Here is a 24,251-nt window from a genome sequence, read left to right on the forward strand (position 1 = left end):
TCCTTCATTTTCGATGGCCTGTGCCGATGCTCCTCATATAGAGCGGCTGCTGGCGGCGTAGAAGAAAAATGCGCTGTCTTTTCCGTCTGTCCATTGCCCACGGCATGAAAGCTCGGCTCACGGTCGATTGTGCGAATTGGGGGAGCCAGCGTCGCATCCCGGCTCGACAATCCCATTCCGTTTTGACAAGAGATAAGACAAAACGGGGACAGGGCCGCGCGCACGGCCAAGTGGAGACGACGCAATGACCGATGCAATGGAACTGCCGGAACGCGAAAGCATGGAATTCGACGTCGTCATCGTCGGCGCCGGTCCGGCCGGTCTGTCGGCTGCTATCCGCCTGAAGCAGGTCAATCCGGACCTGACCGTCGTCGTGCTGGAAAAAGGCGCCGAGGTCGGCGCGCATATCCTGTCCGGAGCTGTAGTCGATCCTGTCGGCATTGACCGCCTGCTGCCGGGCTGGCGTGCAGAGGAGGGGCATCCCTTCAAGACGGAAGTCAAAGCCGACCATTTCATGCTGCTTGGCCCTGCCGGCTCTGTCCGCTTGCCGAATTTCCTGATGCCGCCACTGATGAGCAATCACGGCAACTACATCGTCTCCCTCGGCCTCGTCTGTCGATGGCTGGCCGAGAAGGCAGAGGGGCTCGGGGTCGAGATTTACCCCGGCTTTGCCGCGACAGAGGTACTCTATAATAGCGCCGGTGCCGTTATCGGCGTTGCCACCGGCGACATGGGCGTCGAGAAGAATGGCGAGCCCGGCCCGAATTTCACACGCGGCATGGAGTTGCTCGGCAAATACGTGCTGATCGGCGAGGGCGTGCGCGGTTCGCTGGCGAAGCAACTGATCGCCAAGTTCGACCTGTCAAAGGATCGCCAGCCGCAGAAGTTCGGCATCGGTATTAAGGAACTGTGGCAGGTGAAGCCCGAGAACCACAAGCAGGGGCTGGTGCAGCATTCCTTCGGCTGGCCGCTCGACATGAAGACTGGCGGCGGCTCATTCCTTTACCATCTTGAAGACAACACTGTGGCCGTCGGTTTTGTCGTCCACCTCAACTACAAGAACCCCTATCTCTATCCCTTTGAAGAGTTTCAGCGCTTCAAGACCCATCCTGCCATCCGCGGCACGTTCGAAGGTGGCAAGCGCCTTTCGTACGGCGCCCGCGCCATCACCGAGGGCGGCTGGCAGTCGGTGCCGAAGCTGACCTTTCCGGGCGGCGCGCTGATCGGCTGCTCGGCCGGTTTCGTCAATGTTCCACGCATCAAGGGCAGCCATAATGCGGTGCTGTCCGGCATGATGGCGGCTGACAATATTGCCGCTGCGATTGCCGCCGGTCGTGCCAATGACGAAGTTATCGAGATCGAAAACGAATGGCGCAGCAGCGACATCGGCAAGGACCTGAAGCGGGTGCGCAACGTCAAGCCGCTATGGTCGAAGTTCGGCACCGTGCTCGGCGTCGCGCTCGGCGGCCTCGACATGTGGACCAACTCGCTGTTCGGTTTCTCGTTTTTCGGCACCGTCGATCACGGCAAGACCGACGCCGCTTCGCTGGAACCTGCGGCAAAGCACAAGAAGATCGACTATCCGCGTCCGGATGGCGTGCTGACCTTTGACCGCCTGTCGTCCGTTTTCCTGTCGAACACCAATCACGAGGAAAACGAACCGGTCCACCTGCAGGTCAAAGACATGGCGCTGCAGAAATCCTCCGAACACGACATCTACGCCGGCCCCTCGACGCGCTACTGTCCCGCCGGTGTCTATGAATGGGTAGAGAAGGACGGAACGGAAACCTACGTCATCAACGCCCAGAACTGCGTTCACTGCAAGACCTGCGACATCAAGGACCCGAACCAGAACATCAACTGGGTGCCGCCGCAGGGTGGTGAGGGGCCGGTCTATCCGAACATGTGAGGAGCGCCGGGATGGCGGGAGATCCGGCCGACAGCTTCATCATCCGGCTGGCCCGGCTTGAGGAGTTGCCACGGCTGACGGAAATCGAACTCGATGCCTTCGCAACGCTTGCGGATGCGCGTGGTGGAGGCCGCGAAGCCCATGCCTTGCCGGAGAGCCTGCTGCGGCAATCGCTGGACGACGATCTGCTGTTCGTTGCCGCAGACAAGGAGAACCAGCCGGTAGCCTTTCTCGCTGGCACGCAAAGCGACGAAACGCTTTATATTCAGGAGGTAGACGTTGCACGTGCCTGGCAACGCAAGGGCGTCGGCCGGCGTCTGATGGCAACAGCCATCGAAACCGCCCGCGCCAGTCGCCTGCGCGGCGTGACGCTGACGACGGATCGTTTGGTGCCTTTCAACGCGCCTTTTTATGCCCGGCTGGGGTTTTCGGAAATCGTCGACAGCGACCTTGTCCCTGAACTGCGCAAAGCGCTGCACAACGAAGTCTCCGTCGGCATGGGTGCAGACCGGCGTGTGGCCATGATCCTGCGTTTTAACTGATGGTTTGCACGTCGAGTGCAATCCGCCGATGATTGGCGGGCGGTAGCCGCCCGCCTGACAGGCATCAGAGCAGGGTGCCGCTGAGGATCGCCAGGGCAACGGTGAAATAAATCACCAGCCCAGTGACATCGACCAGCGTCGCCACGAACGGCGCCGAGGCGCTGGCGGGATCGAGCCGCATCTTCTGCAGGATGAACGGCAGCATCGAGCCGCAAATCGAGCCGAAAGTGACGATGCCGATCAGCGCACCGAACACCGTCAGCCCCACCAGCTGCCAGTGCGGTCCATAGTCGAACAACCCCAGCTGCTGCCAGGCAACGATACGGACGAAGCCGACAAGCCCGAGAATTGCGCCGAGCGTGATGCCGGTCGGCAATTCGCGCAGGAGTACTCTCCACCAGTCGGAAAGCTTGAGTTCGCCGAGCGCCAGCGCCCGGATGATCAGCGACGTCGCCTGCGAGCCGGAATTGCCGCCGGAGCTCATGATCAGCGGGATGAACAGCGTCAGCACGACCGCCTTTTCCAGTTCACCCTCGAAATGCTGCATGGCACTTGCAGTCAGCATTTCGCCGAGGAACAGTGCCGCCAGCCAGCCGGCGCGCTTGCGGATCATGCCGGTGAAGCTGATCTGCATGTAAGGCTTGCCGAGTGCTTCCATGCCGCCGAATTTCTGGGCGTCCTCCGTGGTGTCGGCAATCATCGTGTCGATGACATCGTCGACCGTGACAATCCCCAGCATCTTCTGTTCGTCGTTGACGATCGGCAGCGCCAGCAGGTTGTGCTTGCGGATCAGGCGCGCGACATCCTCCTGTCTCATCAGCGGATACGCCGTCACCGGTTCGCCCATCTGGGCAACCGTGAGGATCGACGCGTCGTTCTCACCATTGATCAGCCGGCGCAGTGTGACAACATGGGTCAACGCATGTGTCAGGCTGTCGAGCACGTAGATGGCGTAGACGGTCTCGCGGGAGCGCTCCACCTGGCGGACGTGCTGCAGCGCCTGGCCGACGGTCCAGTCGTCCGGCACGCTCACATACTCCGTCGTCATGATGGCACCCGCCGTGCGTGGCGGATAGCCCATCAGGGCCTTGATCGCCTGTTGCGTCGCAAGGTCCAGCCGCGCGACGAGGGCATCCCGGACATCCTCGTCCATTTCGAGGATAATGTCGGCAACGCGGTCGTTGGCGGTGGCGTTGAGCAACTTTGCCGCATGCTCCGGCGGCATCGCGGTCACGATGTCGGCCGCGTTGTGCAGCTCCGGCTGGTTGAGGACATGCACCGCCTTCTGCAGCGACAATGTCGCCAGTGTCGCGGCTGCCTCTCTCACGTCGAGGGCATTGAGCCGTTCGACGCGCTCTGCGGTGGTGATGCCGCGCGTTTCGTGCAGGAGGTTAAGGGCGGCGTGGCCGGCCCGAACGGGTAAGCTGTTAAGGTTCATGAGCTCGCCTTTCTGTCGATCCGCCGCAGCGGCGGATCGTGGCGAGCCGACAGGAGTCGGTTACTGCACGAAGGCCGCTGACGGCATAGGCAATCGACTGCTACTGTCGCTAGGCATCGTGAGATGACTCCGGTTGATCGGCATGGATGTCATTGACCTCCACGCCGCGAGAAATCGCGCCAAATGCCCGAAAAGTCAAGCGCGATAGGGGCTTGGACCTGTTGCTGCATCGCTTTTTTCACGACAGTGAAAAACTGCATCGTTGGGTTGAGGTGCGGGATGGCGTCTGCAATTTAAGACAGGAAAGCCGCGTAGTGACTCGGCTCCCCTGTCTTCACATTTTGCTAGAAAGCCTTGAAACCTTTAAAATCCTGCCAGTACGATCTTGCCCTTCGTCGCGCCACTTTCCAGCATCGCATGTGCCTTTTTGAGGTTGGCAGCGTTGATGGTGCCGAGCGTTTCGGTCAAGGTCGTGCGCACCCTGCCGGTGTCCACAAGCCCTGCCACCTCGGTCAGAAGGTTGTGCTGCTCGATCATGTCGGCAGTCTGGAACAGCGAGCGCGTGAACATCAGCTCCCAGTGAACCGAGATCGACTTGCGCTTGAATGCCATGATATCGAGCGTCTTGGGGTCATCGATCAGCGCAAAGCGACCCTGCGGAGCGATCGCTTCGGCGATGTCGGCAAGGTGCTTTCCGGTATTGGTCGTCGAGAACACGAACGCCGGTGCTCCAAGACCCAGTGCCTCGATCTGTGGCGCCAACGGCTTGGAATGGTCGATGACATGGTGAGCGCCGAGTTCCCGGACCCAGCTTTGCGTTTCAGGACGCGACGCGGTGGCAATGACGGTCAGGTCCGTCAGCGTGCACGCCAGCTGTATGGCAATCGAGCCGACGCCGCCGGCACCGCCGATGATCAGGATCGTCCGCGAAGCACCTGGAACCGTGTCCTGCACCTTAAGGCGGTCGAACAGTGTCTCATAAGCCGTGATGGCGGTGAGCGGCAGTGCCGCAGCGGCTGCGAAATCGAGGCTTTTCGGTTTCAGAGCGACGATGCGCTCGTCCACCAGATGGAATTCGGCATTCGAGCCGCCGCGATCGATGGCTCCGGCGTAGTAGACCTCGTCTCCCGGCTTGAACATCCTGACCTTCGGACCCGTCGCCTTGACGATGCCGGCCGCATCCCATCCGAGAACCTTGTATTGGCCGCCCTCGGGTGTCACGCCGGCACGGACCTTGGTATCGACGGGGTTCACGGAAACGGCCTTGATCTCGACGAGCAGATCCCGTCCGCTGGCTACCGGCATTGGCAGGTCGACGTCGATCAGTGCGCTTTCGGCTGCGATCGGCATTGGATTCTGATAAGCGACGGCGCGCATGGGGGACTCCTGTGTTTGTAGCGAAACACGTTAGATGCGCATCGTCAATCGGCAACGCAAGGAGCATCGTCCGAGTTGGGCTCTATCGAGGCCGTCAAAGTGCGCCGTGAATGTCCTGGGAGGATGAGGCTAGACGATCCCGGCCTTACGCTCCAGCGCAACGGATATGCCGAATACCGCGAGGCCACCGACCGAAAGGATGGCGCCGACATAGCCGGTGGCAGCCGCAGTGTAGCCCCAGGCGATGGCAATGCCGCCCAGCCATGCGCCGAGCGCGTTGGCGACGTTGAAGGCCGAGTGATTGGAGGCGGCGGCCAGCGTCTGGGCATCGGCTGCCACATCCATCAACCGGGTCTGGACGGCAGGACAGGCAGCAAAGCCGCATCCGATCAGGAAGGTGCAGACGCACAGCATGACGGGATCGGCAGCAGTCATCGAAAACAGCGTCATGATGACGACATTGAAAGCCAGCATGCCGCCGATTGTGCCCTTCAGCGAGATATCGGCGAGCCGCGAGCCGACGACATTGCCGACATTCATGCCGATGCCGAATAGCGCCAGCACGACCGGGATCATTCCCACCGAGAGGTGGGCGACATCCGTTGTCGTCGAGGCGATGTAGGTAAATATCGAGAACATGCCGCCGAAGCCGACGGCAGCGATGGCGAGCGTCAGCCAGACCTGGACGCGCACCAGAGCTCCGAGTTCGCGCAGAACGCTGGCGCCCTCGGCAACCTTGTCTTTCGGCAGGAACAAGGCGATCAGCAGGACCGTCAGGGCGCCGAGGCCCCCAACCATCATGAATGCGGCCCGCCAGTCGAGCAGCTGCCCGAGGAACGTGGCGATCGGCGTGCCGATCAACGTCGCGATGGTGAGCCCGAGCATGACGCGTCCGACAGCCCGTGCACGCCGATGGATCGGCACCATGGAGGCAGCCACCAGGGCTGCAACCCCGAAATAGGCTCCATGCGGCAGACCGGTCAGGAAACGCAGCAGCGTGAAGCTTGCAAACGTCGGCGCGAAAGCGCTCATGATGTTGCCGGCGGCAAACACCGTCATCAGCAGCAGCAACAATGTCCGCCGGGCAAGCTTGGCCGACAGCACCGCAATCACCGGCGCGCCGATGACGACGCCAAGCGCATAGGCGCTGATGACATATCCTGCTTCCGGCGTCGTCACATGGAATGTATCGGCGACATTGGGAAGCAGTCCCATGATGACGAACTCGCCGGTACCGATGCCGAAACCGCCCATGGCAAGTGCCAGCATGACAAGTGCGACGGCAGTGCTCGACGGAGCTTCGACTGTGGATGGCGGATCGAGGTTGTCGATGACAAGGTCGGTCACGGAAGCTCCAGATAGGCTGGCTGCAGGAGGCTTTTTGCAGCGCCAGTTAACTTGACGCCAGCCCCGGTCACAGATCGGAAAATTTGGGATGGCGCGACGCACCTCGCGGTGAATATGAATCAAAAGGATAGCCGCGTCCCCTGCGTTTTTCGCACCGCAGCACGGGCGGTTGTGCATACGTATGTCAACGACCGGCGCTCACCTTTCTTCACGTTGCAGTGACGGGATTGTCTTGATTTTGCTCGACGACAGGCCATCTTAGCGAGAGAATTGCATGGGCTGTCTGATATCGGCGGTCCGAAATGAGGAAACCGGGATCCTCTATGAAGCTTATCGGACTTTTCAACCAAGACGGTGGCACATTCCGGACAACGGACATGAATGCCTACCGTATCCATGCGGAAAAGGTTTTCCGCGACGCCGGCCATGACTTCGAATGTCAGGTGGTGTCCGGAAAGGAAATCGTGCCCGCCATGGAACGCGCGGCGCGGCGCGATGACATCGAGGGCATCATTGCCGGCGGTGGCGACGGCACGATTTCGGCGGCGGCTTCCGTCGCCTGGAAAAACAAGATTGCACTCGGCGTTGTGCCGGCCGGTACCATGAACCTCTTTGCCCGCTCTCTTCAACTTCCGCTGGATATCTGGCAAGTGCTCGATGTGATCGCCAACGGCGAGGTCGATGCAGTCGATATCGGCAGCGCCAACGGCCGGCCCTTCATCCACCAGTATTCTGCCGGAATGCACGCGCGCCTGGTGCGCTATCGCAATTCCTTCACCTTCAGCTCGCGGATCGGCAAGATGTCGGCCAGCATGCGTGCAGCCCTCGGCGTTGTCTTCAATCCACCGGAGTTCGATGTCGAGTTCGATATTGACGGCAAGAAAGAGCGCCGTCACGTGTCCGCCGTCTCCGTGTCGAACAACCCGTTCGGACAGAATGCATTGCTCTACGCAGACGACCTGACGACCGGAACACTTGGTTTCTATCTTGCCAAGCCGATGAAACCGTTGGGCGTAACCCGGCTGGCCTTCGACATGCTGCGCGGCAAATTCCGCGACAACGTAGATGTCATGGTCATGCACACGCAGTCGCTGCACCTGCACTATCCGAAGATGAGGTCCAGGGCTCATTGCGTGATCGACGGCGAACTGTTGCGGCTTGAGCGCGATGTGGAGCTGAAACTCCATCCGCGCGAGCTGAAGGTCATGGTTGCCCAGGGAACGGCAAGCCGCGTTTCCGTCGAGCAGAGTACCGAGGCGCCTCCGGTCTGAGCAAGTGGACTATATGCGCGGCAGATATGTCCGGTAGTCGAGATCCGAAACGCTGCGCAAAAAATGGATGGCTTCCTTTTCCTTCGTGTCCGCAAACATTGTCTGGTATCTGTCGCCAAAAATCTCCCTTGTGAAGGCAGAGGCACGAAAGCGCTCCACGGCTGTCAGGAAATCATGGGTCAGCTTCGATGCGCCGATAGCGGGCGCAGCGGCGGTGGCCTCAGGCCCGGGGTCCAGATCTTCCGTCAGGCCGCCCAGCATGCCGCCGAGGATCGCGGCAATTGCGAGATAGGGATTGGCATCCGCGCCGGCAACGCGGTGCTCGATGCGAGCGCCGGCACCGTTTTTTTCCGGAATACGCAGCGCCGTGCCGCGATGATCGTAACCCCAGTCGATGTCGACCGGTGCAAACGATCCCGGCTGGAGGCGGCGATAGGAGTTCGCAAAAGGTGCAAATACCAGTTGCGCTTCCTTCATCGTACGCAGCAACCCGGCACACACAGATTTCAACTTGGTTGGGTCACCGCCCTCGGCGTCAAGAATATTGCGGCCATCCTTGTCGAGAATGCTGACATGGACGTGAAGTCCGGAGCCGGCATGTTCGGTATAGGGTTTGGCCATGCAGGTCGCTTTCAACCCATGCTGTCTTGCCGCCTGGGCCGCGATTCTTTTCAGGCCGATGCAGTCATCGGCGGCAGCCAGAGCGTCGGGCCTGTGCAGCAGGTTCACTTCGAACTGGCCCGGCCCGAACTCGGCAGTCGTCGCATCTGCGGGCAGGCCCTGCGCCCGGGCATAGGCGCGCAGCGTCTCGAGATAATCGCCAAGCAGGTCGACGGCATCCATGTCGTAGAGCTGAAAGCCGTCCGGTTCGCCACGATAGGTGAGGGCCGCGGGCGGCGACGGAATGCCAGTCTCGCGCCAATCCGCCGCCAGCAGGTAGAACTCCAGCTCCGTCGCGACCACCGGCGTCAGCCCCATCAGCCGATAGCGCTCGACAACGGCGGCAAGGATGGCACGCGGATCCATGAAGCTCGGCCCGCCACCCAGCTCATGCATCGTCGCCAGCACCTGGCAGGATCCTGCCGGTGCCCAGGGCATAGGTGCCAGGGTACGCGGATCTGCGATGCAGCTTCCGTCGGGATCGCCGATCGTCATCGACAAGCCGTTCAACTCATCATTGTCGCAACCCCAGATATCCAGCGTCTGAGTTGACAGCGGCAGGCGCACGTCGCCGGCCCAGACCTTTTTCTCCGCCGAAAGCGGGATCTGCTTACCGCGCAGCCGGCCGTTCATGTCGACGGTCAGCACCTCGATGCGAGCCGCAGCGTCCAGCGTGTCGTCTTTTGCGGTCCCGACCGTCATGCTCTTGAAAATCCCCGGATGCCCAGCCATGGTCGTAGCCGATCAAGCCCGGCCTTTCAATTCCGAAGGATTTGCAGACGATGACCGAGACGAAACCCTTGTCCAATCTCGCCGCCATCGATGCAGCCCATCACCTGCATCCCTTCGCCGATACCGGGAAGCTGAATACCGAAGGCGCGCGCATCATCCAGCGGGGCGAGGGCGTCCATATCTTCGACAGCCTCGGCAAGAGGTACCTTGATGGTTTTGCCGGCCTCTGGTGCGTCAACATCGGATACGGACGCAGGGAGATCGCCGATGCAGTCGCACGGCAGATGAACGAACTCCCATATTACAACACCTTCTTCGGCACGACCACCACGCCGGCAACCCTGCTTGCCGAGAAGGTCTGCTCCCACGCCGGGCCCAACTTCAACCACATCTTCTTCACCAACTCCGGTTCCGAGGCGAACGACACATGGTTTCGCATGGCGCGCGTTTACTGGAGCGCTCTCGGCAAACCTTCCAAGAAGATCGTCATCGCGCGCCGCAACGGCTACCACGGCTCGACTGTCGCCGGCGCCAGCCTCGGCGGCATGAAATACATGCATGAGCAAGGCGACCTGCCGATCCCGGGGATCGTCCATATCGGGCAGCCCTACTGGTACGCCGAGGGCGGCGATCTGACGCCGGAGGCCTTTGGGCTCAAGGTGGCACGCGAGCTTGAGGAGAAGATCGACGAGCTCGGCGACGACAACGTTGCCGCCTTCGTTGCCGAACCGATACAGGGCGCGGGGGGCGTCATCATACCGCCCTCGACCTACTGGCCGAAGATCGATCGGATCTGCAAGGCACGCGATATCCTGCTGGTTTCAGACGAGGTGATCTGCGGCTTCGGGCGCCTCGGCGAATGGTTCGGCTTCCAGCACTACGGTTTCACGCCGGACCTTGCACCCATCGCCAAGGGCCTTTCATCAGGCTATCTGCCAATTGGCGGCGTGCTGGTTGGAGACCGCGTTGCCGATGTGCTGATCAACGACGTCGGTGAATTCAACCACGGCTTCACCTATTCCGGCCATCCCGTCTGCGCTGCCGCCGCACTCGAAAACCTGCGCATTATCGAGGACGAGCATCTCGTCGAGCGCGTGCGCTATGACATTGGCCCCTATTTCGCTGCAAAATGGGGAAACCTTGCCGATCACCCTATGGTCGGCGAAGCCGTCAGCGTCGGACTGATGGGCGCCCTGCAGCTTGCCGCTGACAAGACCACGCGCCGCCGCTTCGACAAGCCGGATGCCGTCGGCGCCATGGTTCGCAATCACGCGCTGGCCAACGGCCTCGTCCTGCGCGCCACCGCCGACCGCATGCTAGCCTCGCCCTCCCTGATCATCAGCCGCGAAGAGGTCGACACGATGGTAGGCATTGCACGTCTGGCGCTGGATGCTGTCTGGCCAGGAACCACCGCCTGAACCGACCATCCTGGTCAGACGATCCATTTCCCTGCCTTGTGCAGAGCAAGCGTCAGGGCTGCGACATGAATGGCCTGGATCATGTCTCCAGCCAGCATCATCCTGATAGCTTCGCGAATAGGTACTCGAACGATCTCGGTCCGCTCTGTCGGATTGTTATCCGGAAGCGAGTTGCATTCCATTCCGAGCGCCAGAACGATATGGCAGAGATTGGTATGGGTTGCCGGGTTCGGGGACAAAGACGCCACCGGCAGCCACTCCGCCGCCGAAAATCCGGTTTCTTCCCGCAGTTCACGCTGCGCCGCCTGCACCGGGTTGACATCTTCAGCATCAATAGCACCGCCAGGCAATTCCAGCGAGATACGGCCTAAGGCATGACGATATTGCCTGAGCAAAAGAATATTGTCCTCGGTATCGATCGCCACGACCTGAACCCAGTCGCTATACTCGAGGACATAATAGGGAGCGATTTCGACGCCTTCGGATGTCACGCAATCGTCGGCCCTGACCGTCAGCCAGCGATCGCGCAGCGAGTAGCTCGACCTCTTGATGTCCCACGGAGCAAGATTGACATGCGCGGGCTTGGTTTGATCGCTTGCAGCCATGGCTTGCCTCCGAGTTTTGAAGAGTGGATGGCGGAAGTCGTTACTGAGGATAGATCCAGGCATAGGCAAAATGTGCCGTGTCACCGGGCTTGCCGTTGATGTAGCCGACATCCGCCTGGCGAACGACCGCGTTTACATATTGCGGTCCGAGCGAGGTGCTGACCCATTCGGCAAGAACGGGCGGCATGGCATCACGCCCCTTCTTCGGCAGCCAGACGAGCAGCACCGGTCGCTCTGCCGTCCACTGGTAGGGCAGCGTCAGGTTGCCGAAAAACCGCGACATGACGGGCACGTCAGGAAACTGGAGCTTGAGGTTGCCGGCCGGAAGCCAGTCGTCCGTCATCACAAGCCCCGGCGTCCTGCCTTCTGTGCTGACAATCTGGCTGGCAAAATCGGCATAGGGAACATTGTAGGCTTCATAGGTGCCGAACAGGCCCGGCACGGTCACGCGGGTCAGCAGGGCTGTCGGGATGAGCAACATCAGCGCAATCGGAATGTAGACGAAACGCTTGGCAAAGTCCTCGCCACGCAGCCCGGCAATCTCCATCTTGAGGCAAAGGTAGATCGGCAGCAGGAAGAGAAACGGCAGCAGCCAGCGGTCGCGCATTGCAGTCATGCCGATGCCGAAAATCAGAACCAGCACCAGAACCGCGACGGCAACGAAGATCGTCGCAAGGAAACGCGTCCATTCGTTCGACATCTTCAGGCTGGCAAACATCCCTTTCCCGAAAACCAGAGCGTAGACGACGGCGGTCGGCAGGCAAATGACGATGGCGAGCTTGAAAAACTCGAGCGGTCCCTGGAAGAGTTTCGCCCAATGGCTCTTCGGCGCGTCCTGCTCCATGATCCCGAGCGTGCGGCCGGAGGCCAGGTCGAAATTGTGGAGCAGCCACAGGCCGTGTGGCAGGAAGATGATCAGTGCTATCAGCACAGTCACGACAAATCGCTTGTCGAAAATCCGGGCGCGGCCTTGCGGGTGCAGGAACACGGCAACGACGGTGGCTGCGGCCAGCAGTGCGAAATTGTATTTCGACAACATGCCGAGGCCGAGTGCCACGCCGGTGATCAGGTATCCGGTCCATGACGGCGTCTTCAGCGTCCGGATGACACCATAGAGAAACAGGTTGATGGTCACCATCTGGGCGACCGTATGGGTGAGATCGCGTTGCGCCTCCCAGAAGAGCTGCGGAATGGTCAGCAGCGACAGGGTGGCGATGACGGCAAACAGCTTGTCGGCCAGCACCAGGCGGGCGAGCTTGTAATAGGTCAGGTAGATCAGAAACAGCACGAGGTTCTTGACGACGGAAATGATCGCCAGCGACAGGCCGAAGACCGAAACGAACGCTGTCTGCAGCCAATTATACAGCGGCGGTTGCGAATCGTAGCCGAGCGTCAGCCATTGCGAAAAGAACGCCTGCTGGGATTCGTCGTAGCGCATGCTGTGCGGCATGAGCATGCGGACGACAAACTCGAGGCAGAAGTAGGCTGCCAGAAGAAGGATCACGGTATCGGGCTTGCGGACCAGCAGCCTATGCATGGGGATGATCCCGATCGAAGATTGTCCGGACGATGTAGTTTGGCGACGTGTCGTCGCGGTAATAGTTGCGGGCAATCATCTCGGCCAGAATGCCGGTGGTGACCATCTGTACGGAGGCCAGAAGCAGCACGACGCCGACCATCAGCATCGGCCGGGTGCCGATATCGTTGCCCATGATGAATTTGTCGACGAACAGATAGGCCATGATGACCAGCGCCAGCGCGCCGAAGCCGAGGCCGAGCGACCCGAAGAAATGGCCGGGACGGGCCTTGTAGCGCATGAAGAACATCACGGAGAGAAGGTCGAGGATGACCCGGAACGTCCGCGATATGCCGTATTTCGACTTGCCATGGGCGCGGGCATGGTGGCTGACGACCATTTCGCCGATCCGCGAACTCGGTACCACGCTGGCGACCCAGGCCGGGATAAAGCGGTGCATCTCACCCATCAGCTTGACCTGCTTGATGATCGCGGTCCGGTAGATCTTCAGGCTGCAGCCGTAGTCGTGTATCTTTACGCCCGTCGTCCGGCCGATCAGGTAATTGGCGCACCATGACGGGATCTTGCGCAAAAGCAGTCCGTCCTGGCGATCCTTGCGCCAGCCGACGAGAAGATCGAGGTCGCGGCGTTCCAGTTCGGCGACCATGGCAGGAATGTCTTTCGGGTCGTTCTGCAGGTCGCCGTCCATCGTGGCGATCAGTCGTCCGGTGGCCGCGTCGATGCCGGCCTGCATCGCCGCCGTCTGGCCGAAATTCCGCTGCAGTTCGACAAGTCGCAGGATCAGGCCTTCCTGGCCAAGATAGCTCCGGGCGTTGACCAAGGTCGCATCCGTGCTGCCGTCATCGATCAGGATCAGTTCCCAGCGACCGGGAAAAATGGCCATCGACTGGGTGATACGCTCGATCAACGGGCCGACACTGTCTTCCTCGTTGAAAACAGGCACGACCAGCGAAAGCTCGACTGGATTGACGGTATCCGCGTGAAGCCGATTAGACTCTGCCGTTGTCTGCAACGCTACTTTCTCCTAAAAGCCGCTATGATCGGTGGCCGGGCGAGCAAAGTTCGTACCGTCAGCCAGAGCTCACACGGGTGCTTTCCTACATGAAGAGTCCAATGGTTGCCACCCGACAATCCTGGTTTATTCGAAACCGGATGACGCTGCTGACCCTGGGAGTCGTCTTGCTCTACGCGGCCTTCATAGAATGGTTCTGGGGCTGGAGCGTCATCCTTGCGGAATGGGCAAAAGTCGGCCTCTTGCCCATCGTCGTCGCCCTCACATTGCTGACCGGCACGTACTTCCTGCGGACATGGCGTATCTACGATTATTTCCCAGGCGAGACGAAGGGTCACTTCGCAGCCCTTTTCCGTGTCACGCAGATCCACAACCTGCTCAACATCATGATGCCGTTCCGCACCGGCGAAACCAGCTTTCCGCTTTTGATGCGCTCCGAATTCGGCATTCCGCTGGTCCGCAGCACCGCGGCGTTGCTGGTCATGCGATTGCTCGACCTCCATGCGCTCCTCGCCGCCGCCGGCATGGGCCTCGCCGTAACATCAACGCATGAAGCCGTTGCCTGGTTGCTCTGGTGCTGTTTCCTGCTCTTGCCGGTCGCAGCCTTTGCGGTGCGCCGCCCGTTGGTCCGGCTAGCCGCCAAGGCGCTGCCTGCAAAGGCGCAGTCCGTCGTCCTCGAGATCGAGCGGGGCTTGCCCATAAACGCATCCGCTTTTGCACGCGCCTGGCTGATAACCATCGTTAACTGGCTGGTCAAGGTGCTCGTGCTCGCCTGGGCACTCGGCCTTATGCAGGTCACCCCGCTTGCGGCGAGTTTTGGCGGCGCTCTTGGTGGCGAGCTTTCATCCGTGCTGCCGGTGCACGCGCCCGGCGGTGTAGGCACCTATCCCGCCGGCATTACCGCGGGTGCGCTGGCCTTCGGTGCTCCCTCCGACAAGGCGTCGCTCACCACGTTGGCACAGGCCAGCATCAACGGCCATCTGCTAGTTATCGTTTCCGCACTCATCGGTACGGCGCTGGGACTGGCGATGTCCAAGGGCCGGGTGCAAACGTTGGCCTGATACCACCGCTCTCTCACCAGGTGGGCAAGAGGGCGGTGCGCGTGTTCCTACTGGAACGCCGTCTCGAAGAAGCTACGCAGCTTGCGTGAATGCAGCGCTTCTGGCGGCATGGCAGCGAGCTTCTGGATGGCGCGGATGCCGATCTGCAGATGCTGGTTGACCTGCGTCCGATAGAAGGCGGTCGCCATGCCCGGTAGCTTCAGTTCGCCATGCAGCGGCTTGTCCGAGACGCAGAGCAACGTGCCGTAGGGCACGCGGAAGCGAAATCCGTTGGCCGCGATCGTTGCCGATTCCATGTCGAGGGCGATGGCACGGGCCTGCGACAGGCGCTTGACCGGCCCAGCCTGGTCGCGCAGTTCCCAGTTGCGGTTGTCGATGGTACCGACCGTGCCGGTGCGCATGATCCGCTTCAGCTCGAAACCCTCGTAGCCGGTAATCTCTGCCACCGCTGCCTCCAGCGCTACCTGCACCTCGGCCAGTGCCGGGATCGGCACCCAGACTGGCAGGTCGTCGTCGAGCACATGGTCTTCGCGCATGTAGGCGTGGGCAAGCACGTAGTCTCCGAGCCGCTGGCTGTTGCGCAGGCCGGCGCAATGGCCGAGCATCAGCCAGGCATGCGGTCGAAGCACCGCGACGTGGTCGGTGATCGTCTTGGCGTTGGAGGGGCCGACGCCGATGTTGATCATGGTGATCCCGGCATGGCCTTTCTTCTTCAGGTGGTAGGCCGGCATCTGCGGCAGTCGCGGCGAAGCGATATCGGTATCAGGCGAGCTCGATCCGGCATTGGTGATGATGTTGCCCGGTTCGACGAACGCAGTGTAGCCTTCGCCGCCCTTGGCCATCAGATCACGTGCCCAGGTGCAGAACTCGTCGATATAGAACTGATAGTTGGTGAACAGCACGAAATTCTGGAAATGGGCCGCACTGGTCGCCGTGTAGTGAGCGAGCCGCGCCAGCGAATAGTCGATGCGTTGGGCGGTGAACGGTGCCAGCGGCGAGGGCTGGCCGGGCGGAGGGATATATTCGCCATTGGCAATCTCGTCGTCGGTCGTGTTCAGATCCGGCGTATCGAAAAGATCGCGCATTGGAATGTCGGCAAATGTCGCGGCCGAAGCTTCGACATGCGCCCCTTCGCCGAAAGCGAAATGCAACGGGATCGGCGTCGTCGATTCGGACACGACAATGGGTACGTTGTGGCTGCGCATCAACAGCGCCAGCTGCTCCGTGAGATAGTGCCGGAAAAGTACGGGCCTGGTGATCGTGGTGGTGTAGATGCCGGGCGCCGTGACGTGACCGTAGGACAGCCGCGAATCGACATGTCCGAAGCTGGTGGTCTCGATGCTGACCTGCGGATAAAACGCCCGAAAACGAGCAGAGATCGGCTCCCCCTCGGCGAGTTCGGCGAATTTGCCGATCAGGAAGGCCGTGTTCCTGTCATAGAGCTCGGTCAAAGCATCGACAGCTTTGACCGGATCGTCAAAGGTAACGGGCGCGAAGGGTTCGGGTGATGATACGTCCAGCGGAGAGAATTTGTTGCTCATGCGCCATTATAGAGTGCTGTCTCCAACAAGCAAATGACGGCAACAGTGGCAGCCGGGATTTCCGCAGGATTCTTTGCCCCATCTGGGGCGTCCGGGAAGATGCCAGCCCGCGACCCTTTACTGAACTGTCGAGCAATAGGAGCTTGTCGATTGCAGGCAGGTGAAATTTGCGCCGAAGTGCGATTGCGAACCGCTGCCACCGCTGTGCAGGACGGCTGCCGAAAAGCTGATGGCGAAAACTGCGGAAACCAAAGTGATGATGGTGAAGCGCCGCGCCAGAATTGCCATGTCCATTTCCCCCGTTGTTCGAACGGATCGCCCTTGATCCTGACGCCTTTCTGCCACGGTTCGTCTGAACGGCGGCTGATACGACGGTTCATCCGGCGTTCAGCTTGTCGGGTCGGCCTCAATTCGCATCGCCAAGACGGTAAATTCAGGCAAATACGAGCCGGAAAAAATCACGCGCCAACAATCGCGGCTCGATTCAGGGTTAGCAAAGGGTTGATTTGCAGATCCTAATTTTTCGTAAAATGCCGGGCAAAGTCCTTAATTCGCAAGGCCTGCGATGTTTAACAAAATCCCAAGTTTACCAAGCATTTGCACTTTGTTTGCATCAAATTAAGCAAGCATTTTAAGCGCTTTTTGAAGTCCGTCTGCGATACTCAAATCATCAAACGAGCGGGGAAAACCCGCCACCCGGAAGACTACCAAGCCGCAAAGACGGCAACGGTCCAACGGAAAACAGGGATTGCACTAACAGGCTGAAACAGGGACCGAACCGATGGCACGCTTTGAAATGACGACGTCTGAAATGGCCACCATGGGTGGCGAAAAAAATGCCGATATCTTTTGCGAAATGGGCCTGATGTACGCAACCGGCCGCGGTTGCGACATCGACCTGATCTCAGCCCACAAGTGGCTGAACATCGCAGCCATCAAGGGCTGCGACCGCGCCGCCGAGCTCCGCGCCGACGTCGCTGCCACGCTGACGAAGATGCAACTGGCAGCAGCCCTTCGCTCCGCTCGCGAGTGGATGACCATGCACTGAGGCAACGTCCTCAGGCGATCAATACCAAGAACAATAACCTCGCAAAGAGGGGGAGCGTCAATGTCAAAAGGCAGACGCAACAGCGCTACCGCGACCGGCCGGGACAAGGCCGGCGCGGTTTTTCGCGCGATGATTACCGAAGCGTCTGGATGACCTGCGGCAGGGCCTGCTCGAAAAGGTCGAGATCGGCTTTCTGTCCGACGCTGACGCGGACGCAGCGGTTGAGCGGCGCTACGCCAGGCATCCGGATGAAGACGCCGTGATCGAACAGCCCATCGACAATGGCCTTCGCGTAGATCGCGTCGCGGCCGCAGTCGATGGCCACGAAGTTGGTGGCCGATGCCAGCGGCATCAGGCCGTTGTCGCGTGCGATGATGGCAATCCGTTCCTGGGCGCCGTGGATCTTGCCGATGACCTCTGTGAGATAGCCCTGATCATCCAGCGCGGCGAGAGCCCCGACCGTGGCCAGCCGGTTCATGCCGAAGTGATTGCGCAGCTTGTCGAACGCTGCCACGGTTTCGGGAACGCCGATCGCATAGCCGACCCGCGCGCCGGCAAGCCCGTAGGCCTTGGAGAATGTGCGGGTGCGCAGTATATTGGGCATGTCGATGAAGGCGGCTATCGGCGGCAACGACGATGCCGGAGCGGTCTCGCTGTAGGCTTCGTCCAGCACAAGCATGCAGGTCTCCGGCAAGGCCTTTGCGAAGGCGACGACCCTTTCCTGATCCCACCAGCTTCCCATCGGATTGTCAGGATTGGCGAGATAGACCAGCGGCGCATTCTCCCGCCGAACTGCGTCGAGCAGTCCCTCCAGATTTTCGCGGTCGTCGAGATACGGGACGGTGACAAGCTTACCCCCGAAAGCGGCGACGTGGAAATTGAAGGTCGGATAGCCGCCATGGGACGTGACCACCGGCGTATCGGCGGAAACGATCATCCGGACGATCAGCCCCAGCAGCGAATCGACGCCTTCGCCGATGGCAACGTTGGCTGACCGTATTCCGAGGTGCGCCGCCAGCGCTCTTTTCAGATTGAAATTTTCCGGATCGTTATACTTCCAGATCTCGCCAGCTTCCCGGCGCATCGCCTCGATCACCCGCGGCGAGGGACCGAAGCCGCTTTCATTGGCGCCGATCCGGGCCTTGACAGCGACGCCGCGCTGCCGCTCAAGAGCTTCTGGCCCGACAAACGGCACGGTCGAAGGCAGGGAGCTTGTGAGCGGTGTGAAACGCGAAAAAACAGGCATGCTGGGAGTTCCCGACGAAGCGATTGGAGTCGCCCGCACCATAAGCGCTTGCTGCCGGGTTTCAAGAGATGAGCCGGCTGGCGTCAGCGACGCATGGACCGAGCGGCATTAGCTTCGCGGTTGCCGATCATGAAGTCGGCACGCACCACCAGCCGCAGTGTCTCCGGCGTCAGGAAGTTGATGAACCGAACGCCGATCCTGTCGCCATGCCGGTAGGTCTCGGCGCAGCCGATGCGATAGGCGAGACCAAGGATGTTGAGATAGTAGTGCTGAGGCAATCCCGCCGTGCTGCCGACAAGGAATGTCGCGCCACCCTGGGAGATATCGATGATCTCGGCACTGCGCATCGAGACGCCGGTAAGGCAGGGTTTGACGGCGATCAGTCGTGCTGGCCGCTGGACGAAAAAGCGCTCGAAGCTCCGCTCGTAGACCTCGGATTTGACAGACGCCAGATGCGTTGAGCGAAGCATGGTATTCCCCGGACGGTGCTTACCGAAATCATCTCGGTTTGAAAAATAAGCGTCGCACGAAGGGTTTGCGCATTCGTCAATCATATGGGCGGCATTTTAGTAATCTGACATTTAGCCGCCAGATCAGTCGATTTCAGGAGAAATACCGCGCAACCGCATATCCGCCGCCTGCCGTGGCAGCGGTTACAAAAGTACCCCATGCCATATCGACGATACTGACCATGACGGGCCAGTTCTTCAACGTCGAAAGGTTGGTGATATCGTAGGTCCCGTAGGCTGCAAGGCCGAGCACGGCGCCAAACAGCAGGGCCCGCGTCAACGAACCGGTGCCAACCGCGGGCATAACCGCGAGCATGACGACGGCAACGGCGAAGAACAGGTAGAAAAGTGCTGCGATCCCGAAATTCGGCTGTGGCAGCATCAGGTCGCCCAGCTGTTCGCGATAGAAGGTGCGCGCTACAAGCCCGAGCCATGCGGCATCGAGAACAAGCAGCGTCACGAGACAACCTGCGTAGGCGGTAAGCGCTGTCTTGATCATGGGTCGAGCTCCTTTTCAGAAAGTCCTACGCGGTTAGGCGGCGGCCGGATTACCTTTCCTCAAATGATATTCGAACAGTGTGGGCAATTGGGCGTTGTGTGTGGCGAGACATTGCAAGGATTCTTGTGGCGTCCAGCGAGGCCAGGGCAGAATGGTGCTCAGGTCACGCGGAAACCAGTGACCGCTTTCCCGGTCGGCAAAGTCTGGCGCCATCTGGCTGCTGCTATGTCATCAGGAGAAGGAGAAGCGCGGGGCGGCGGCCCCGCGCTTCTTTGAATCAGGCCGTCAGGTCCTGACGCACTAAGCTACAGCGCAAGCGGGGCCCCTAGGTTCTAGGTCCCCACCTCGAAGTTTAGACGCAAGACGTGGTGTAGAAACTCGGCATTGATCAGCATGTTGAAGCTGACGGTGACCTGCGAACCCTCACGCTTGACGAGGGTGCAGCCGATCTCGTCGCGAATGCCGATGATCTCGAGAAAAAAGTGATTGGGCAGATCGTTGCCGGTGCCGACCTCGAGCGTGGCGCCGGACTGCGACATGATCTTGATCATGCAGTCCGTTTGCACGCTCGTGCTGAGATGATGGCCCACGAAGATGATTTTGCCGGGTCTATCGACAACGAACTCCTGAAGCGCGGGCTGCTGGTCAGTGTTCGTCATGAGGTGCATCTGAAGGGGCATGTTGCCCTCCGCTGGTTGAATGATGTCAGAATAGAACGCTTCGCTTGATGAAGATTTAAGAGACTCCCTAAAAAACCAAGCATGTGTACAAATAAGCCGCAAATGCTTACTGCCTCGGCATTCTTGGGCCGAGATCAGCTGCTATCAGGCCTTCACCAGCCAGGCATGTTCCGGGGCATTGTGGAACTTCCACACCCGTTTCGGCCCCGCCATTACATTCAGATAATAGAGATCGTAGCCGTGGCATGCTGCACACGGATGATAGCCCTTCGGCACCATCGTCACGTCGCCATCCTCCACAGCCATCACCTCGTCGAGCGACCGATCGTCGGTATAGACGCGCTGGAAGGCAAAGCCCTGCGGCGGGTTGAGGCGATGATAGTAGGTCTCCTCGAGAAAGCTCTCGTTTGGCAGATCGTCCTGGTCATGCTTGTGCGGTGGGTAGGAAGAGGTATGGCCGCCGGGCGTGATCACCTCGACGACGAGCAGCGAGTGAGCGGCGCCATCGTCTTCCGGCATGATGTTGTTGACGTAGCGAACATTCGTCCCCTTGCCTCGCGTCAGCGCCGGATGGGTGCCGGGCGGAAGGGCGCGCGCCGGGTGATCGCCGCCGCCGGGTGCCGAGCACACAGCCAGTTCCAGATCCGTTTCCGCCGTGACGGACCAGCTGGACCCGGCCGGGATGTAAAGGGCATGCGGAGCGCCGTCGAATGGGCTCATCCGTTCGCCCAACACTCCGAAATCTACATCTCCGGCTTTCGCCCTGCCTTTTCCGCTCACCCAGACAAGGCAGACCTCCCGCTCACCCGTATCACCCGCTGCGCTCTCGCCCGTCTTCAGGCGGTACAGATCAAAGCCGACATAAGTCCAGCCAGCAGTTTCCGGGGTCACGTGATGGACTTTGCCAGTGGTCCCGCTGGGGCTCACATGCAGGTGGGACTTCGTCATTTTGAGATCTCCTGTAAACACGGGCGAAGGAACGACGGCCGTTTCATCCCTTCGGAAAACCCTGCGTCTCAACCGTATAGCCGGCCGATGTCATGACACGCATCAGTTCAGCGTGACCAATTTCAGCCATCCGTTGCGGCGGCGCATTGCGCGGATCCTGTTCGGCCTCGACCACGAACCAGCCCTCGTATCCGTAGTCGGCAAGCCGCTGGACGATGGCGCCAAAATCGAGCGAGCCGTCGCCCGGCACCGTGAAGGCGCCGAGTGCGACCGCATCGAGGAACGACTGCCGGCTGCGATCAAGTCCGTCGACCACGGGCTTGCGGATATCCTTGACGTGGACGTGGTTGATCCGGCCATGGTGGTTGTCGATGGCGCGCAGCACGTCTCCGCCGGCAAATGCCAGGTGGCCCGCATCGAGCAGCAGCGGAATGCCTTCGCCGGAATGCCGCATGAATGCGTCCAGTTCAGCCTCGGTCTCGACCACGGCCGCCATGTGGTGGTGGTAGGACAGCGGCATGCCCTTGTCGGCGCACCATTCCCCAAACTCGGTCACACGATGTGCATAGGCCTTCATTTCGTCGTCGGACAGGCGTGGCTTGGTGGCCAGCGGCCTGGAGCGGTCGCCCTGGATGGAACGGCCGACTTCGCCATAGACAATGCAGGGTGCATCGACCGCCTTGAACAACTCGATCATCGGCCCGATGCGATCCTTGTTGGCGGCAAGCTCCTCGTCTACAAGCGTGCCCGAGAACCAGCCGCCGCAGAGCGTGACGTCGGCAGACCGAAGGATCGGCAGCATCACGGCAGGATCGTCCGGAAAACGGCGGCCCTTTTCCATGCCGGTAAATCCTGCACTGCGCGACTGCCTGAGGCATTCCTCCAGGGATACGTCGTCGCTCAGTTCCGGTAGATCGTCGTTCCACCAGGCGATGGGCGACATGCCGAGTTTGGCTTTCATCATGCTCTCCTCAAGATGTGATCCGGCTGTTGTCCGCTATCCGATCCGCTGTGCGGCCCGCTTGGCGACATAGTTCTTGTGGGCCTCGTTGACTTCCGTGCGCGAACTCACTTCGGGAACGGCCACATCCCACCAGTGTCCACCCTCCTCGGTGGTGACCAGCGCATCGGTATCGATGACGAAGACCGATGTCCGGTCGTTCGTTCGGGATGCTTCAATCGCCCGCTCGAGCTCGCTGATGGACGACACCTTCACGGCGATGGCACCCATGCTTTCCGCATGAGCGCGGAAATCGATGGCCGGCATTACCTCGTGGTAGGAGTCCTTCAGGAGATTGTTGAAGTTGGCTCCGCCGGTGGCCATCTGCAGCCGGTTGATGCAGCCATAGCCCCGGTTGTCGAGCAGCACGACGGTTAGCTTCATGCCGAGCATGACGGACGTCGCGATCTCGGAATTCAGCATCATGTAGGAACCGTCGCCGACCATGACGACGACATCCTTGTCCGGTCGCGCCAACTTGGCGCCGAGCCCGCCGGCAAGCTCGTAACCCATGCACGAAAATCCGTATTCCATGTGGTAGCTGCCGGGCACCGTCGCCGGCCAGAGTTTGTGCAGTTCGCCCGGCAGGCCGCCGGCAGCGCAGAGCACGATGCTGTTTTCGCCGCCGATCGTCCTGGCCACCGCGCCGATAACCTGCGCGTCGGAGGGGAGGGTGGCGTTTGTCGTCGCCATCGCCTTGGCGGCAGCCTCCATCCAGCGCGCCTTTTCCTGCGCTGCTCTCTCGGCGAGCGCTGCCGGGGCTTTCCAGCCGGCAAGCCCGGCCGACAGAGCCTTCAGTCCCTCGCGGGCATCGGCCACCAGCGGATGCGAATCATGCTTGGCAGCATCAAAGGCTGCGATATTCAATCCCACCATCGAAAGCGCGTCGTTCTTGAACAGCGCCCAGGAGCCGGTGGTGAAATCCTGGCATCGAGTGCCGACGGCAATGATCAGGTCGGCATCCTCGGCAATTGCATTGGCCGCAGACGTACCGGTGACACCAACAGAGCCGAGCGACATCGCATGGCTCTCGTTGATCGCAGATTTTCCAGCCTGGGTGACGACGACAGGAATGCTGTGGGTTTCCGCGAATGAAGTCAGCTCGGCGGTCGCCTGCGAGTAGAGGACACCGCCGCCGGCGATGATCACGGGCTTCGCTGCTTTGCGGATGAGGGCAATGGCGTTGGCGAGTTCGTCGGCATCCGGCCGTGGCCGGCGCTGCGTCCAGACGTGCTCCTCGAAAAGGCTCACGGGATAGTCGAACGCTTCCGCCTGGACATCCTGGCAAAGCGCCAGTGTCACCGGACCGCAGTCCTGCGGATCGGTCAGCACCTGCATGGCGCGCTTCAGGGCCGAGATGATCTGCTCCGGCCGGGTAATCCGGTCGAAATAGCGGGAGACCGGGCGGAACGCATCGTTGGCGGAAACCGTGCCATCTCCAAAATCTTCTATCTGCTGCAGCACCGGATCCGGAGCACGGTTGGCAAACACGTCGCCGGGGAGGAACAGTACGGGGATGCGGTTGACATGGGCCACGCCTGCCGCCGTCACCATGTTGAGTGCGCCGGGGCCGATCGAGGTCGTGCAGGCCATGAAGCGCTGGCGAAAGCTGGTCTTGGCGTAGGCAATTGCCGCATGCGCCATTCCCTGTTCGTTGTGGGCGCGGTAAACCGGCAATTCGTCCCTGATCTGGTAGAGCGCTTCGCCCAGTCCGGCGACATTGCCGTGTCCGAAAATCGCCCATACGCCGCCAAAGATCTGGACCTTCTGGCCGTCGATGACGGTCATTTGCTTCGTCAGGAACTGCGCGACAGCCTGCGCCATTGTCAAACGGATCGTCTTGCCCATCGGGCGCCTCCCAGTTTTCTTCT

22 protein-coding genes are annotated in these 24,251 nt (G+C 60.6%); 6 read left to right on the top strand and 16 right to left on the bottom strand.

The annotated features are described in order from the left end of the window. Window positions 1-244 precede the first annotated feature (244 nt). Both PR017_RS03765 and PR017_RS03770 read left to right on the top strand, forming a co-directional pair. On the top strand, window positions 245-1,909 hold the full coding sequence (locus PR017_RS03765; RefSeq protein WP_111220365.1) for an electron transfer flavoprotein-ubiquinone oxidoreductase: 1,665 nt from the start codon (window positions 245-247) through the stop codon (window positions 1,907-1,909). Between the two features lie 11 nt (window positions 1,910-1,920). Further along, complete coding sequence (locus PR017_RS03770) at window positions 1,921-2,451, top strand: GNAT family N-acetyltransferase (protein ID WP_111220366.1); 531 nt, start codon at window positions 1,921-1,923, stop codon at window positions 2,449-2,451. Between the two features lie 64 nt (window positions 2,452-2,515). Here PR017_RS03770 and mgtE read toward each other — a convergent pair whose 3' ends face one another. The 3 genes from mgtE to PR017_RS03785 form a co-directional block, all read right to left on the bottom strand. Next, on the bottom strand, window positions 2,516-3,889 hold the full coding sequence (mgtE, locus tag PR017_RS03775) for a magnesium transporter (RefSeq protein ID WP_111220367.1): 1,374 nt from the start codon (window positions 3,887-3,889) through the stop codon (window positions 2,516-2,518). Between the two features lie 363 nt (window positions 3,890-4,252). Next, the gene (locus PR017_RS03780) at window positions 4,253-5,266 is read right to left on the bottom strand and encodes a zinc-binding alcohol dehydrogenase family protein (RefSeq protein WP_111220368.1); all 1,014 of its coding nucleotides are present in this window, start codon (window positions 5,264-5,266) and stop codon (window positions 4,253-4,255) included. Between the two features lie 129 nt (window positions 5,267-5,395). After that, complete coding sequence (locus tag PR017_RS03785) at window positions 5,396-6,598, bottom strand: MFS transporter (protein WP_240539011.1); 1,203 nt, start codon at window positions 6,596-6,598, stop codon at window positions 5,396-5,398. A gap of 338 nt (window positions 6,599-6,936) precedes the next feature. Here PR017_RS03785 and PR017_RS03790 point away from each other — a divergent pair, with 338 nt between their 5' ends. After that, the gene (locus tag PR017_RS03790; RefSeq protein ID WP_111220370.1) at window positions 6,937-7,884 is read left to right on the top strand and encodes a diacylglycerol/lipid kinase family protein; all 948 of its coding nucleotides are present in this window, start codon (window positions 6,937-6,939) and stop codon (window positions 7,882-7,884) included. Window positions 7,885-7,893: 9 nt separating this feature from the next. Here PR017_RS03790 and PR017_RS03795 read toward each other — a convergent pair whose 3' ends face one another. Continuing rightward, window positions 7,894-9,246: a glutamine synthetase family protein gene (locus PR017_RS03795; protein ID WP_240539012.1), complete on the bottom strand. Its 1,353-nt coding sequence runs from the start codon at window positions 9,244-9,246 to the stop codon at window positions 7,894-7,896. An 80-nt stretch (window positions 9,247-9,326) separates the two neighbouring features. On the opposite strand from PR017_RS03795, the gene PR017_RS03800 reads away from it, so the two are divergent. Further along, window positions 9,327-10,694, top strand: coding sequence for an aspartate aminotransferase family protein (locus PR017_RS03800; RefSeq protein WP_111220778.1), 1,368 nt, complete (start codon window positions 9,327-9,329; stop codon window positions 10,692-10,694). 14 nt (window positions 10,695-10,708) lie between these two features. Here PR017_RS03800 and PR017_RS03805 read toward each other — a convergent pair whose 3' ends face one another. The 3 genes from PR017_RS03805 to PR017_RS03815 are packed head-to-tail and all read right to left on the bottom strand — an operon-like array spanning window position 10,709 to window position 13,848. Then, complete coding sequence (locus PR017_RS03805; protein ID WP_111220372.1) at window positions 10,709-11,299, bottom strand: NUDIX hydrolase; 591 nt, start codon at window positions 11,297-11,299, stop codon at window positions 10,709-10,711. A gap of 40 nt (window positions 11,300-11,339) precedes the next feature. Next, the gene (locus PR017_RS03810; RefSeq protein ID WP_111220373.1) at window positions 11,340-12,836 is read right to left on the bottom strand and encodes a glycosyltransferase family 39 protein; all 1,497 of its coding nucleotides are present in this window, start codon (window positions 12,834-12,836) and stop codon (window positions 11,340-11,342) included. Beyond that, the gene (locus PR017_RS03815) at window positions 12,829-13,848 is read right to left on the bottom strand and encodes a glycosyltransferase family 2 protein (protein ID WP_111220374.1); all 1,020 of its coding nucleotides are present in this window, start codon (window positions 13,846-13,848) and stop codon (window positions 12,829-12,831) included. Before PR017_RS03815 ends, PR017_RS03810 begins: the two co-directional genes overlap by 8 nt. Window positions 13,849-13,937: 89 nt before the next feature. Between PR017_RS03815 and PR017_RS03820 the strand changes: the two genes are divergently transcribed. Next, the gene (locus PR017_RS03820) at window positions 13,938-14,909 is read left to right on the top strand and encodes a lysylphosphatidylglycerol synthase domain-containing protein (protein WP_111220779.1); all 972 of its coding nucleotides are present in this window, start codon (window positions 13,938-13,940) and stop codon (window positions 14,907-14,909) included. Between the two features lie 47 nt (window positions 14,910-14,956). Here the strand turns inward: PR017_RS03820 and PR017_RS03825 are convergent, their stop codons facing one another. Both PR017_RS03825 and PR017_RS03830 read right to left on the bottom strand, forming a co-directional pair. Further along, on the bottom strand, window positions 14,957-16,450 hold the full coding sequence (locus tag PR017_RS03825; protein WP_111220375.1) for an AMP nucleosidase: 1,494 nt from the start codon (window positions 16,448-16,450) through the stop codon (window positions 14,957-14,959). A gap of 117 nt (window positions 16,451-16,567) precedes the next feature. Continuing rightward, window positions 16,568-16,738, bottom strand: a complete 171-nt coding sequence (locus PR017_RS03830) for a hypothetical protein (protein WP_162604196.1) — start codon at window positions 16,736-16,738, stop codon at window positions 16,568-16,570. A gap of 493 nt (window positions 16,739-17,231) precedes the next feature. Here PR017_RS03830 and PR017_RS03835 point away from each other — a divergent pair, with 493 nt between their 5' ends. Next, on the top strand, window positions 17,232-17,498 hold the full coding sequence (locus PR017_RS03835) for a sel1 repeat family protein (protein ID WP_111220376.1): 267 nt from the start codon (window positions 17,232-17,234) through the stop codon (window positions 17,496-17,498). A 133-nt stretch (window positions 17,499-17,631) separates the two neighbouring features. Here the strand turns inward: PR017_RS03835 and PR017_RS03840 are convergent, their stop codons facing one another. The 7 genes from PR017_RS03840 to iolD form a co-directional block, all read right to left on the bottom strand. Beyond that, complete coding sequence (locus PR017_RS03840; protein WP_111220377.1) at window positions 17,632-18,744, bottom strand: pyridoxal phosphate-dependent aminotransferase; 1,113 nt, start codon at window positions 18,742-18,744, stop codon at window positions 17,632-17,634. Window positions 18,745-18,827: 83 nt separating this feature from the next. Continuing rightward, on the bottom strand, window positions 18,828-19,214 hold the full coding sequence (locus PR017_RS03845; protein WP_111220378.1) for a PilZ domain-containing protein: 387 nt from the start codon (window positions 19,212-19,214) through the stop codon (window positions 18,828-18,830). 133 nt (window positions 19,215-19,347) lie between these two features. Beyond that, entirely contained in the window at window positions 19,348-19,749 is a 402-nt protein-coding gene (locus tag PR017_RS03850; RefSeq protein WP_111220780.1) for a DUF2177 family protein, read from the bottom strand. A 335-nt stretch (window positions 19,750-20,084) separates the two neighbouring features. Then, window positions 20,085-20,420 (bottom strand): hypothetical protein, encoded by a 336-nt coding sequence (locus PR017_RS03855; RefSeq protein ID WP_111220781.1) that lies wholly within the window; start codon window positions 20,418-20,420, stop codon window positions 20,085-20,087. Window positions 20,421-20,576: 156 nt separating this feature from the next. Continuing rightward, window positions 20,577-21,380: a 5-deoxy-glucuronate isomerase gene (iolB, locus tag PR017_RS03860; protein WP_111220379.1), complete on the bottom strand. Its 804-nt coding sequence runs from the start codon at window positions 21,378-21,380 to the stop codon at window positions 20,577-20,579. Between the two features lie 43 nt (window positions 21,381-21,423). Further along, window positions 21,424-22,341 (bottom strand): myo-inosose-2 dehydratase, encoded by a 918-nt coding sequence (gene iolE / locus PR017_RS03865; protein ID WP_111220380.1) that lies wholly within the window; start codon window positions 22,339-22,341, stop codon window positions 21,424-21,426. Between the two features lie 36 nt (window positions 22,342-22,377). Further along, window positions 22,378-24,228 (bottom strand): 3D-(3,5/4)-trihydroxycyclohexane-1,2-dione acylhydrolase (decyclizing), encoded by a 1,851-nt coding sequence (gene iolD / locus PR017_RS03870; protein ID WP_111220381.1) that lies wholly within the window; start codon window positions 24,226-24,228, stop codon window positions 22,378-22,380. Between the last annotated feature and the right edge of the window lie 23 nt (window positions 24,229-24,251).

The sequence above is a fragment of the Rhizobium tumorigenes genome (genome assembly GCF_003240565.2).
In the GTDB taxonomy this organism is placed as follows: Bacteria; Pseudomonadota; Alphaproteobacteria; order Rhizobiales; family Rhizobiaceae; genus Rhizobium; species Rhizobium tumorigenes.

Bases quoted from the DNA above. Each gene is read 5' to 3' on its own strand.
- iolD (WP_111220381.1), bottom strand. From the start codon at position 24,228: ATGGGCAAGACGATCCGTTTGACAATGGCGCAGGCTGTCGCGCAGTTC.
- PR017_RS03830 (WP_162604196.1), bottom strand. From the start codon at position 16,738: ATGGCAATTCTGGCGCGGCGCTTCACCATCATCACTTTGGTTTCCGCA.
- PR017_RS03855 (WP_111220781.1), bottom strand. From the start codon at position 20,420: ATGCACCTCATGACGAACACTGACCAGCAGCCCGCGCTTCAGGAGTTC.
- PR017_RS03805 (WP_111220372.1), bottom strand. From the start codon at position 11,299: ATGGCTGCAAGCGATCAAACCAAGCCCGCGCATGTCAATCTTGCTCCG.
- PR017_RS03780 (WP_111220368.1), bottom strand. From the start codon at position 5,266: ATGCGCGCCGTCGCTTATCAGAATCCAATGCCGATCGCAGCCGAAAGC.
- PR017_RS03765 (WP_111220365.1), top strand. From the start codon at position 245: ATGACCGATGCAATGGAACTGCCGGAACGCGAAAGCATGGAATTCGAC.
- PR017_RS03840 (WP_111220377.1), bottom strand. From the start codon at position 18,744: ATGCCTGTTTTTTCGCGTTTCACACCGCTCACAAGCTCCCTGCCTTCG.
- PR017_RS03810 (WP_111220373.1), bottom strand. From the start codon at position 12,836: ATGCATAGGCTGCTGGTCCGCAAGCCCGATACCGTGATCCTTCTTCTG.
- PR017_RS03825 (WP_111220375.1), bottom strand. From the start codon at position 16,450: ATGAGCAACAAATTCTCTCCGCTGGACGTATCATCACCCGAACCCTTC.
- PR017_RS03800 (WP_111220778.1), top strand. From the start codon at position 9,327: ATGACCGAGACGAAACCCTTGTCCAATCTCGCCGCCATCGATGCAGCC.
- iolB (WP_111220379.1), bottom strand. From the start codon at position 21,380: ATGACGAAGTCCCACCTGCATGTGAGCCCCAGCGGGACCACTGGCAAA.
- PR017_RS03770 (WP_111220366.1), top strand. From the start codon at position 1,921: ATGGCGGGAGATCCGGCCGACAGCTTCATCATCCGGCTGGCCCGGCTT.
- PR017_RS03835 (WP_111220376.1), top strand. From the start codon at position 17,232: ATGGCACGCTTTGAAATGACGACGTCTGAAATGGCCACCATGGGTGGC.
- PR017_RS03790 (WP_111220370.1), top strand. From the start codon at position 6,937: ATGAAGCTTATCGGACTTTTCAACCAAGACGGTGGCACATTCCGGACA.
- PR017_RS03820 (WP_111220779.1), top strand. From the start codon at position 13,938: ATGAAGAGTCCAATGGTTGCCACCCGACAATCCTGGTTTATTCGAAAC.
- PR017_RS03795 (WP_240539012.1), bottom strand. From the start codon at position 9,246: ATGACGGTCGGGACCGCAAAAGACGACACGCTGGACGCTGCGGCTCGC.
- mgtE (WP_111220367.1), bottom strand. From the start codon at position 3,889: ATGAACCTTAACAGCTTACCCGTTCGGGCCGGCCACGCCGCCCTTAAC.
- PR017_RS03845 (WP_111220378.1), bottom strand. From the start codon at position 19,214: ATGCTTCGCTCAACGCATCTGGCGTCTGTCAAATCCGAGGTCTACGAG.
- iolE (WP_111220380.1), bottom strand. From the start codon at position 22,341: ATGAAAGCCAAACTCGGCATGTCGCCCATCGCCTGGTGGAACGACGAT.